This is a genomic window from Vibrio sp. R10-SG3-ISO10, from assembly GCF_059834185.1.
In genome coordinates, this window is sequence record NZ_JCBDHG010000016.1 from 46,800 (window position 1) to 58,466 (window position 11,667).

An 11,667-nucleotide genomic window follows, 5' to 3' on the forward strand; every position below is an offset into this window, starting at 1 on the left:
AGATAGGATAAAAAGTCGAGTTCGAACAAAAACCAAGCAGCATAGCAAAATAAATATGCAATAGAGCTATATCTTCGATTGGTCATACCTGCGCAAAAAATGGGCCACAGAGCAGAAAATACTTAACTTTTGGTTATTTTAAATGGCATTTAGTTATAACACCCAAACGAATAACCATTCAACAAAAACACTCCAACCAGCATTAACAAATTTAAAACATAAATCCGAATATTTTTCATTTATCAGGTTTTTAAGCCAGATTTTTAAATTAAATCAAAATTAAAACAAGGTTGAAGTAGGATAAATCAAACCTATTATCTACGATTTTTATTACCTTACTAAGGCTAGTTAATGCTTAAGTATGAGGGGTGCTAAAGAACTGGAGAACTGGAGAACTGGAGAACTGGAGAACTGGAGAACTGGAGAAAGCTTTCAGAATTAGAACCAAGTGACAACTCTTGTTCATTAAATTATTTTGTCATCCTCAAGAGCGAGGAACAAGAAGGATTGGAGATCTCATGACAATATGTATCTCGCAGGGCGAAGCCCGATCCCGTTTTCCAGAAGCGCAGCGTTCTATAGGGCGAAGCCCGTTCCAAAATGCAAAAAAGCCCTAGTCTTTCGACTAGGGCTTCAATAGTGATTCGGTGAAGAGCCATTCTTTGAACATCAGGCGAACCCTACTTTGGGTTCGAATCAATTTCCAAACACCAGAAAGTAAAAAGCCTCGTCATTTCTGACGAGGCTTTCTAATAGTGGTCGGTGAAGAGGGATTCGAACCCCCGACCCTCTGGTCCCAAACCAGATGCGCTACCAAGCTGCGCTATTCACCGACTTGTGTTTTGTTCTGACTTCTCAGAACAGGAAACCTAAGTTACCTAAATAAATGGGGTGGCTAACGGGACTTGAACCCGCGACAACTGGAATCACAATCCAGGGCTCTACCAACTGAGCTATAGCCACCACTGGCTTTGCCTTTGTTTACCGCTATTCGCGTTAAACTAAATAGTGGTCGGTGAAGAGGGATTCGAACCCCCGACCCTCTGGTCCCAAACCAGATGCGCTACCAAGCTGCGCTATTCACCGACTTATGTTTCGTTCCGACATTCATCCGAACAGGAAACCTAGGTTACCTTAAATAATGGGGTGGCTAACGGGACTTGAACCCGCGACAACTGGAATCACAATCCAGGGCTCTACCAACTGAGCTATAGCCACCACTGAAATTTTTACCGATATACCTTTAGGCGAATGGCACGCCCGAAAGGATTCGAACCTTCGACCTTTGGCTCCGGAGGCCAACGCTCTATCCAACTGAGCTACGGGCGCATGCCCTATCGGCGGAGTGGAATAATACGTATATCACACTATGCCGTCTAGTACTTTTTCAACTTTTTTTATCGTTTGGTGCCTTTTTCGGCAATTAAAGTGTGATAAACCCCTATTTCCCATTAGATACACCCCTGAAAGCGGGTAACTTGTTGTTTATTGCAACAACTTAACAGGATATAATCACCCATTATTTACATTGATTTAACAGCCAAGCATGCTTTCTGGCAAGGTCTGACTGTTGATCAAGCCACACTCTAATAATGGGTAAGCACGAACTTACCTTCAGGAATGTAAAGTGAGTTTAATGGATATGTCTCGAAAAATGTTAACCGCTTTGGTCGCTGCGATCACTTTTTCTAGCGCCACTTTTGCAGCAAATGTAAGCCAAGAAGAATATGATGCAATTGCAGAACGTATTAAACCTGTTGGTGATGTTTACCTAGCAGGAGCAGAGCCAGTTAAAGCTGAGCCAACTGGCCCTCGCGATGGTGCAACTGTTTACGGTACTTTCTGTATTGCGTGTCACGCGTCTGGTGTTAGCGGCGCGCCTAAAACAGGCGATGCTGGCGACTGGGCACCGCGTATTGCTCAGGGTAATGACGTGCTGAAAGATCACGCTATCAACGGCTTCAATGCAATGCCAGCGAAAGGCTCATGTATGGATTGTTCTGACGATGAAATCGTCGCAGCTATCGAACATATGATTGCTGGTCTATAAAGCTCCCTCTATATATAGAGAAAAGGCTTGGTTTTCACCAAGCCTTTTTAGTATCTGCCACAACACTATTTCTTATTGAACATCGATCTTATGTTGGCAATATGTGCTTGGCCTTTCGCCATACGTTCTTCCTGCGTCACTGGCTTCTTAACCTGCTCCCATTCCACATCATCAAATGGTAACTCGTCGAGAAAACGACTTTGTGTCGGCTTAATTAACTCACCAAACTGACGACGCTCTTTACACATAGTGAAGGTCAGTTCTCGCTGCGCACGTGTGATTCCTACGTACATTAAGCGGCGCTCTTCCTCAACGTTCTCTTCATCAATACTGGTTTGATGCGGCAAGATTCCTTCTTCTGTTCCTATCAGATAAACGTAGGGGAACTCTAGACCTTTAGAGGCATGTAGCGTCATTAGTTGAACCGCGTCGCTATCTTCGTCCTCTTCGCCTCGCTCCATCATGTCACGTAATGTCAGGCGCTGAACCACCTCTTTGATACTCTTCTCTTCTTGGTCATAGTTATCCCCTTCAAGGTCAGCCACTATCCAAGAGTAAAGATCGGACACATTCTTCATGCGCATTTCGGCAGCTTTAGGGCTTGATGATGTTTCGTATAACCAATCTTCATAATTGATATCTCGTACTAACGAGCGCACCGCTTCAACGGTATCACCACGCTCTGCTTGGTCGGCAATTTTAACTAGCCAAGCAGTGAAGCGACGCAAATTCTCTAACCCACGTCCACTCAATGACTGCTCCAAGCCTAGCTCAAAACTGGCTTCAAATAGGCTTTTGCCACGCATATTGGCGTAACTGCCGAGTTTTTCTAATGTTACTGGGCCAATTTCACGTCTTGGTGTGTTAACAATACGCAGAAATGCGTTGTCATCATCTGGGTTAACCAAGACACGCAAATACGCCATGATGTCTTTGATCTCAGCGCGAGCAAAGAACGAGGTGCCCCCAGATAACTTATATGGCACCCGGTTTTGCATTAAAGACTTTTCAATCAAGCGCGATTGGTGGTTACCACGATACAAAACCGCATAATCTTTATATTCCGTGCGATTAAGGAATTTGTGCGCAATAAGCTCACCAGTAACTCGCTCAGCTTCATGCTCTTCATTTTTTGCCAGCAGAACTTTGAGCTTTTCACCATCAGGAATTTCTGAGAACAGGGACTTCTCATACACGTGTGGGTTATTCGCGATAAGGATATTGGCAGCGCGCAAGATGCGACTGGTTGAGCGGTAGTTTTGCTCAAGCTTTATCAAGCGCAGATTTGGGTAATCCTCACCCAGCAACACCAAGTTTTGTGGCTTCGCTCCACGCCAAGAGTAGATTGACTGATCATCATCCCCTACTACGGTTAATCGGCCTCGTTCGCCGACAATCAGTTTAACCAGATCGTATTGACTGGTATTGGTATCTTGGTATTCATCGACCAACAAGTAGCGAATTCGATTTTGCCAACGCTGACGAACTTCCTCATTGGTACGCAGTAGAAGAACAGGTAATGAGATCAAATCATCGAAGTCGAGAGCGTTATAGGCTTTCATCTGCTTCTGGTACATCTCAAAACAGAAGGCAAACAACTGTTGCTGCTCGCCCTTCGCCTGCGCCTTGGCTTGCTCAGGCGTAAGCATGTCGTTTTTCCAGTTAGAAATCGTGCTAAGCAACTGACGCAGTAGATCTTTATCACCATCGAGCTGTTTTTCTGTCAGCTCTTTAAGTAGCGCCATTTGGTCTTGATCATCAAACAGTGAAAATCCGGATTTTAGACCTAATGATTTGTATTCACGCTTAATGATATTGAGGCCCAAAGTATGGAAGGTTGAGACCATTAACCCCTTTGATTCATTTTTACCTAATGTCTGGCCAACGCGCTCTTTCATTTCACGCGCCGCCTTATTGGTAAAAGTCACCGCCGCGATATTGCGCGCTTTATAACCGCACTGCTGAACCAGATAAGCAATTTTGTTGGTAATAACACGCGTTTTACCCGACCCTGCTCCAGCAAGCACCAAACAAGGGCCAGATACGTATTTAACTGCTTCATCTTGATTGGGGTTCAGCTTCATGATCATCTCAGCGGTAGGAAAAATGTGGCGCATATAATAATAGTGCAACAGACAGATTGCTATGTTTATAGCCAAGACAACATCGGCTAAATGTTTCTCAACAAGTGTGAATAACAACTTTTTTCATAAATCATTCGATAGTTTGTTGCATATTTGATGACTTCTTAGGCTATAATGAATGAACGTTCATTCATCAACCCACTATATGTCACTGTCTGGTTCTCATTTTATGGTAGATAAAAGACAACAAATCATAGATGCCGCAGAAAAACTGATTGCAGAATCAGGCTTTCAAGGTCTCTCGATGCATAAGTTGGCCAAGGAAGCTGGGGTCGCAGCAGGAACGATATATCGCTACTTCTCTGATAAAGAAGATTTACTGCAACAGGTTCGATTAGCGGTCATCCAACGCAATGCTGAAGCCATTCAGGATGGTGTTGAAGAATTTATGCCGTTAAAAGAACGATTTCGCAAAATGTGGTTAAACATTTTCGATCTCTCGGGGTCAAACATCGGCAACTTAAAGAATCGTGCTCAGTACGACTCTTTGCCCTGCGTCCGAAGCCATGAAACCAAAGAGATCGAACGCAAGATGTTTAGCAAAGTGGATCAACTCTTCACTGAAGGGCGAGAACAAGGGGTATTTAAGCCCCTAGAAAACCCAGTGTTGGCTGCACTTAGTTTAGAAGTCAGTGTCACTCTGGCACGTAAGCAATCTCTCGGATATTACCAACTTGACCAAGACGCCATTGACGCAGCGATCGAAGCAAGTTGGGATGCGATTATAAAACACTAATTTGGAGTTCTAATCAGAATGAAAAAGTGGACTTTCTTTATGTTACTTATCGCGATACTGCTGTTCGGCAGTGTGATAGGTTTCAATCTATTCAAACAACAGAAGATCGCTGAATACATGGCGAATCGTCCTGAGCCAGAGTTTCCTGTCACGGTAACCGAAGTAAACCCTGTTGACTGGGTACCTGTGATTGAAGCGATCGGCTTCATCGAGCCAAACCAAGGTGTGACCATTGCTAACGAAACTAGCGGTGTGATCGACAAAATTGCTTTTGAATCAGGCACTCAAGTTGAAGAAGGCCAGCCATTGGTTTTGCTTGACTCTGATGTAGAGAAAGCCAACCTTAAGAGCTCGCAAGCTAAGCTACCGGCAGCCGAAGCTAAATACAAACGCTACCAAGGTCTGTACAAGAAAGGCTCTATTTCTAAAGAAGCGTATGATGAAGCGGAAGCAAACTACTTCTCGCTTAAAGCGGATATTGAAAGCCTAAAAGCATCAATCGATCGCCGTGAAATCAAAGCACCATTTGCGGGTGTGGTTGGTATTCGTAACGTTTACTTAGGTCAGTACCTGCAATCGGGTACCGATATTGTTCGTCTAGAAGATACGAGCGTTATGCGCCTACGCTTCACAGTGCCACAAACGGATATCTCACGCATCTCTCTTGATCAGGAAGTCGATATCTTTGTTGATGCTTACCCAGAGAAACCATTTAAGGGTTCTATCTCAGCGATCGAGCCTGCGGTAAACATTCAAAGTGGTCTGATTCAGGTACAAGCGGATATCCCGAACAGTGACGGTAAGCTACGTAGTGGTATGTTCGCACGTGCAAATATCATTCTGCCTAAACTAGAAAACCAAGTAACGCTACCTCAAACCGCCATTACTTTCACGCTATACGGTGACAACGTGTACATCATTAGCGAAGAGAACGGCGAGAAGCGCGTTAAGCAACAAGTGGTTAAAGTAGGTGAACGCACTAAAGATATCGCCCACATCCTAGAAGGTGTGAAAGCGGGTGATGTTGTGGTGACTTCCGGTCAGGTTCGTCTAAGTAACGACGCGAAAGTTCGTGTAGTAGAAAGCGATGCAACTACTCCACCAGCTGAAACACCAATGCTGTAATTGGAGGCCTCATGCGCTTTACTGATGTTTTTATTAAACGTCCAGTTTTAGCGGTATCGATCAGTTTCTTGATCGCCCTGCTTGGTCTCCAAGCGGTGTTCAAGATGCAGGTTCGCGAATACCCTGAAATGACAAACACAGTTGTCACCGTAGATACCAGTTACTACGGCGCGAGTGCCGATTTGATCCAAGGCTTTATTACTCAGCCACTGGAGCAAGCGGTCGCTCAGGCAGACAACATAGACTATATGACTTCGTCTTCGGTACTGGGTAAATCCACCATTACCGTCAACATGAAGCTCAATACCGACCCGAATGCGGCGCTGTCTGACATTCTGGCGAAGACTAACTCGGTTCGCTCTCAACTTCCAAAAGAAGCAGAAGACCCAACCGTAACCATGTCGACAGGTTCAACAACGGCGGTACTCTACATTGGTTTCACCAGTGACGAGCTATCATCAAGTCAAATTACCGATTACCTAGAGCGTGTAATCAACCCGCAGCTATTCACTGTTAACGGTGTGTCTAAGGTTGACCTCTACGGTGGTATGAAATACGCACTGCGTATTTGGCTAGATCCTGCCAAGATGGCGGCGCTAGGCTTGACCGCAACCGACGTAATGAATGTGCTTAATGCCAACAACTACCAGTCAGCAACTGGTCAGGCAATTGGTGAGTTCGTACTTTACAACGGTAGCGCAGATACTCAGGTATCTAACGTAGAAGAGCTCTCTAACCTAGTTGTGAGTACTGACGAAGGTAACGTTACTCGTCTAAGTGATATTGCCAAAGTATCGCTTGAGAAGAGCCACGATGTTTACCGTGCAAGTGCTAACGGACAAGAGGCAGTCGTTGCGGCGATTAACGCAGCGCCAAGTGCCAACCCAATCAACATCGCAGCCGATGTACTTGATTTGCTACCTCAACTAGAGCGTAACCTGCCAAGTACCATCAAAATGAACGTGATGTATGACTCAACGATTGCGATCAACGAGTCGATTAACGAAGTAATCAAAACGATTGTTGAAGCAGCACTGATCGTACTAGTGGTTATTACCCTGTTCCTAGGTTCATTCCGTGCGGTAATAATCCCTATCGTTACTATCCCACTGTCTCTGATTGGTGTGGCAATGGTAATGCAAGCGATGGGCTTCTCATGGAACCTGATGACGCTACTGGCAATGGTACTCGCCATCGGTCTGGTAGTAGATGATGCGATCGTTGTACTGGAAAACGTCGACCGTCACATCAAGCTGGGTGAATCACCATTCCGCGCGGCGATTATCGGTACTCGTGAGATTGCAATTCCTGTTATTGCAATGACCCTTACTCTGGGTGCGGTATATGCGCCAATTGCCTTGATGGGTGGCATCACAGGTGCTCTATTTAAAGAGTTCGCCTTAACCCTCGCAGGTTCGGTATTTGTATCCGGTATTGTAGCACTGACCCTTTCACCTATGATGTGTTCGAAAATGCTTAAGGCTAATGAAGAGCCAAGCAAGTTCGAACAGAAAGTACATAGTGTGCTTGATGGAATGACTAACCGCTATGCGAAAATGCTTGGCGCAGTTATGCAGCATCGCCCTGTGGTGATTGCTTTCGCTATCATCGTATTTGCCAGTCTACCAATGCTGTTTAAGTTCATCCCAAGTGAACTGGCACCATCGGAAGATAAAGGCGTAGTGATGTTGATGGGTACCGCACCATCAAACGCGAACTTGGACTTCATGCAAAACACCATGAATGACGTCAACAAGATTCTGTCTGACCAGCCAGAAGTTGCGTTTGCCCAGGTGTTTACTGGTGTACCAAACTCAAACCAAGCATTTGGTATTGCCTCTATGGTGCCTTGGAGTGAGCGTGAAGCCAGTCAGTCTGAAGTGGCAAACCGAGTGGGTGGATTGGTATCGAACGTACCTGGAATGGCTGTAACAGCATTCCAGATGCCAGAACTACCAGGTGCAGGTTCAGGCCTACCGATTCAGTTTGTTGTTACAACGCCGAATGCGTTTGAAAGCCTATTCGCAGTAACCACAGATATTCTTGCAGAAGTTCAAACTAACCCACTGTTCGTATACTCAGAGATCGACCTGAATTACGACTCAGCGACGATGAAAATCAGCATCGACAAAGATAAAGCGGGTGCTTACGGCGTAACCATGCAAGATATCGGTATTACGCTAAGTGCGATGATGTCCGATGGCTATGTAAACCGCATCGACCTTAACGGCCGTTCGTACGAAGTTATCCCTCAGGTAGAGCGTAAGTGGCGCCTAAACCCAGAGTCGATGAACAACTTCTACGTTAAAGCGGCTGATGGCAAAGCGGTACCTCTAGGTAGCTTGATTACGATTGATGTTGTCGCAGAGCCTCGTTCACTGCCTCACTTCAACCAGCTCAACTCAGCCACTATTGGTGCGGTTCCTGCTCCTGGTGCGGCTATGGGTGATGCAATTGCATGGTTTGAAGACATAGCTTCAACTAAGCTGCCAGCTGGCTACAACCATGACTATATGGGTGAAGCTCGTCAGTACGTAACGGAAGGTAGCGCACTATACGCGACGTTCGGTTTGGCACTAGCGATCATCTTCTTAGTACTGGCAATCCAGTTTGAATCACTGAAAGATCCATTGGTTATCATGGTTTCTGTACCACTGGCGATCTGTGGTGCCTTGATTGCTCTAGCTTGGGGTGCAGCTACCATGAACATCTACTCTCAGGTAGGTCTGATTACTCTGGTTGGTCTTATCACCAAGCACGGTATCTTGATCTGTGAGGTAGCAAAAGAAGAGCAGCTACACAACAAACTGAGCAAGACAGAAGCGGTAATGGAAGCAGCGAAAGTTCGTCTACGCCCTATCCTGATGACAACAGCAGCGATGATTGCTGGTCTTATCCCGCTAATGTACGCAACAGGTGCAGGTGCAGCTCAGCGCTTTAGTATCGGTATCGTAATCGTTGCTGGTCTAGCGATTGGTACTATCTTTACGCTATTCGTACTGCCTGTGATTTACAGCTACCTAGCTGAAAAACATAAGCCTCTACCAGTGTTTGTTGAAGACAAAGACTTGGAAAAGCTAGCACGTGTTGATGAAGCGAAAGCCGCTCAACGTGAACTAGCAGAGAACAAGTAACCTGTCACTCCTCTAAGGCCACTTCGGTGGCCTTTTTTTATACCTGTAACTTGAGTGCCTACCCGGCTTAGTAGCTAATCAACTATTTATTCTAAATGGTATAACAGCTTCGAATTTTTAATATCGAAGTAGCGACTTTCACGTATCAATTACATAGAATGAGCACAAATTGAAAGGAGTTTTAGTCACCATGTTTGACCCAAAGAAACTAGAGCAAATCGCTAAACAAATTCACGATTCGATGCCTGCGCCAGTAAAAGAGCTAGGTGCAGACGTTGACCAAAAAGTTCGCCAAGTAATCCAAGGCCAACTAAATAAGCTAGACGTCGTAAGCCGCGAAGAGTTTGATGTTCAGACTCAAGTTCTTCTGCGCACTCGTCAAAAGCTAACAGAGATGGAAAAGAAGCTCGCGGATTTAGAAGAGAAGCTTGCGGATAAGTAAGCGAGAAGCGAGAAGCGAGAAGCGAGAAGCGAGAAGCGAGAAGCGAGAAGCGAGAAGCGAGAAGCGAGAAGCGAGAAGCGAGAAAGTTTTGTAGGGTTGGCGTTTTGCGTCAACCCTTCTTTTTATGGTCAATCAAGCTTTTTAGCAAACAAACGTAACCAACAATTTTCGACCGTTCCTCCACAAGAACCTCTCGAAGGACGGAGTCCGTTCTCGGAGCGAAGCGTTCTTCCATCTCGCAGGGCGAAGTCCGTTCCAAACGCTAAGCGCAAAACAAAAAGGCTTGGTCAACGGAGACCAAGCCTTTTAATTAGATGTTGTGTTTTATTTTGTATTTATCACCCCAGTCTGCCTGGAGTTCTTTACTAACCTAGGTTAGTGAATTTCGCAGTAATTTAATATTCACAGCTAAGAGCTTAAGTTCGCGGAGGTAACACGGAGTTTGCGCGAGCAAATGAGTATTACCGACAAAGAAATTAAGCTCCTTAGCGAAGAAGATTAGCCGCCTACCGCGATGTTCTTCATATCAGTCATATAACCACGTAGCTCTTCACCGATGTACTCAACTGGGTGGTTACGAATAGTATCGTTCACAGCGATTAGCGTTGCGTTATCTACTTGGTTAGACGTCTCGCCTAGACCTTTACCGATTACGTCAGTACCTACTGATGGCATGAACTTCTCACGTAGTAGTGGTGTTGCTACGTTCGCGAATAGGTAGTTACCGTATTCAGCTGTATCAGAGATTACTACGTTCATTTCGTATAGGCGCTTACGTGCTACTGTGTTTGCGATTAGTGGTAGCTCGTGTAGAGATTCATAGTACGCCGACTCATCGATGATGCCTGATGCTGTCATCGCTTCGAATGCTAGCTCAACACCAGCACGAACCATTGCTACTAGTAGAATACCGTTGTCGAAGTACTCTTGCTCAGAGATCTCGATATCGCCTGCTGGGTAGTTTTCAAATGCGGTTTCGCCCGTCTCTTCACGCCAGCCTAGTAGGTTTGCGTCATCGTTAGCCCAGTCAGCCATCATAGTGCTTGAGAACTCACCCGTGATGATGTCATCCATGTGCTTGTTGTAAAGCGGGCGCATTAGCTCTTTTAGCTCTTCAGAAAGCTCAAATGCTTTGATTTTCGCTGGGTTAGATAGACGGTCCATCATGTGAGTGATGCCACCGAACTTCAGTGCTTCCGTGATGGTTTCCCAACCGTACTGCAGAAGTTTACCTGCGTAGCTTGGGTCGATACCGTCAGCAACCATCTTCTCGTAAGATACGATTGAACCTGCTTGTAGCATGCCACATAGGATAGTTTGCTCACCCATTAGGTCAGATTTAACTTCCGCTACGAATGAAGACTCTAGACAACCTGCGCGGTGACCGCCTGTACCTGCTGCCCATGCTTTCGCGATATCCCAACCTTCACCTTTTGGATCGTTCTCTGGGTGAACAGCGATTAGCGTTGGTACACCGAAGCCACGCTTGTACTCTTCACGTACTTCTGTACCTGGACACTTCGGCGCAACCATTACAACTGTTAGGTCTTTACGAATTTGCATACCTTCTTCAACAACGTTGAAGCCGTGTGAATAACCTAGTGCAGCGCCTTCTTTCATTAGCGGCATTACTGTTTCAACTACGTTAGTGTGCTGCTTGTCTGGCGTAAGGTTGATCACTAGGTCTGCTTCAGGGATTAGCGTTTCGTAGCTTGCGACTTCAAAACCGTTCTCTTTTGCGTTCTTGTAAGATTGACGCTGCTCGTCAATCGCCGCCTGACGTAGTGCGTACGCTACGTTTAGACCAGAGTCTCGCATATTTAGACCTTGGTTTAGGCCTTGAGCACCACAACCAACAATAACCACTTTCTTACCTTTCAGGTAATCAGCTTCAGTTGCGAACTCGCTGCGATCCATAAAACGACAACGACCTAGTTGGTCTAGCTGCTCGCGTAGGTTTAAAGTGTTGAAATAGTTAGCCATCAGGGCGCTCCTTTAAAGAATTTTTCCGTTGAGGTCGGTAGCTTGGGTACCGA

The 11,667-nt window shown here is 45.6% G+C and carries 7 protein-coding genes and 5 tRNA genes; 5 read left to right on the forward strand and 7 right to left on the reverse strand.

Translation table 11 applies throughout. The features are described from left to right. Positions 1 to 756: 756 nt before the first annotated feature. The 5 genes from AC6R16_RS07785 to AC6R16_RS07805 form a co-directional block, all read right to left on the reverse strand. Positions 757 to 833, reverse strand: a tRNA-Pro gene (locus AC6R16_RS07785). Between the two features lie 54 nt (positions 834 to 887). Next, positions 888 to 963: transfer RNA gene (locus tag AC6R16_RS07790), tRNA-His, on the reverse strand. A 46-nt stretch (positions 964 to 1,009) separates the two neighbouring features. After that, positions 1,010 to 1,086, reverse strand: a tRNA-Pro gene (locus AC6R16_RS07795). Positions 1,087 to 1,142: 56 nt separating this feature from the next. Then, a tRNA-His gene (locus AC6R16_RS07800) sits at positions 1,143 to 1,218 on the reverse strand. A gap of 34 nt (positions 1,219 to 1,252) precedes the next feature. After that, positions 1,253 to 1,329: transfer RNA gene (locus AC6R16_RS07805), tRNA-Arg, on the reverse strand. A gap of 307 nt (positions 1,330 to 1,636) precedes the next feature. Between AC6R16_RS07805 and AC6R16_RS07810 the strand changes: the two genes are divergently transcribed. After that, positions 1,637 to 2,050: a c-type cytochrome gene (locus tag AC6R16_RS07810; RefSeq protein ID WP_004745533.1), complete on the forward strand. Its 414-nt coding sequence runs from the start codon at positions 1,637 to 1,639 to the stop codon at positions 2,048 to 2,050. A gap of 65 nt (positions 2,051 to 2,115) precedes the next feature. On the opposite strand, the gene rep is transcribed toward AC6R16_RS07810, so the two are convergent. Beyond that, the gene (gene rep / locus AC6R16_RS07815) at positions 2,116 to 4,134 is read right to left on the reverse strand and encodes a DNA helicase Rep (RefSeq protein ID WP_500639339.1); all 2,019 of its coding nucleotides are present in this window, start codon (positions 4,132 to 4,134) and stop codon (positions 2,116 to 2,118) included. 178 nt (positions 4,135 to 4,312) lie between these two features. Here rep and AC6R16_RS07820 point away from each other — a divergent pair, with 178 nt between their 5' ends. The 4 genes from AC6R16_RS07820 (at position 4,313) to ubiK (ending at position 9,631) form a co-directional block, all read left to right on the forward strand. Then, entirely contained in the window at positions 4,313 to 4,930 is a 618-nt protein-coding gene (locus tag AC6R16_RS07820; protein WP_004745535.1) for a TetR/AcrR family transcriptional regulator, read from the forward strand. A gap of 18 nt (positions 4,931 to 4,948) precedes the next feature. Further along, positions 4,949 to 6,055 (forward strand): efflux RND transporter periplasmic adaptor subunit, encoded by a 1,107-nt coding sequence (locus AC6R16_RS07825; protein WP_004745536.1) that lies wholly within the window; start codon positions 4,949 to 4,951, stop codon positions 6,053 to 6,055. Between the two features lie 11 nt (positions 6,056 to 6,066). Beyond that, positions 6,067 to 9,189 carry a multidrug efflux RND transporter permease subunit gene (locus tag AC6R16_RS07830; RefSeq protein ID WP_004745537.1) on the forward strand — a complete coding sequence of 1,041 codons (3,123 nt, stop codon included), beginning with the start codon at positions 6,067 to 6,069 and terminating at the stop codon, positions 9,187 to 9,189. Positions 9,190 to 9,379: 190 nt separating this feature from the next. Continuing rightward, entirely contained in the window at positions 9,380 to 9,631 is a 252-nt protein-coding gene (ubiK, locus tag AC6R16_RS07835) for a ubiquinone biosynthesis accessory factor UbiK (RefSeq protein ID WP_004745538.1), read from the forward strand. A 498-nt stretch (positions 9,632 to 10,129) separates the two neighbouring features. Here ubiK and ilvC read toward each other — a convergent pair whose 3' ends face one another. After that, positions 10,130 to 11,614, reverse strand: a complete 1,485-nt coding sequence (gene ilvC / locus AC6R16_RS07840; protein ID WP_004745409.1) for a ketol-acid reductoisomerase — start codon at positions 11,612 to 11,614, stop codon at positions 10,130 to 10,132. Positions 11,615 to 11,667 lie beyond the last annotated feature (53 nt).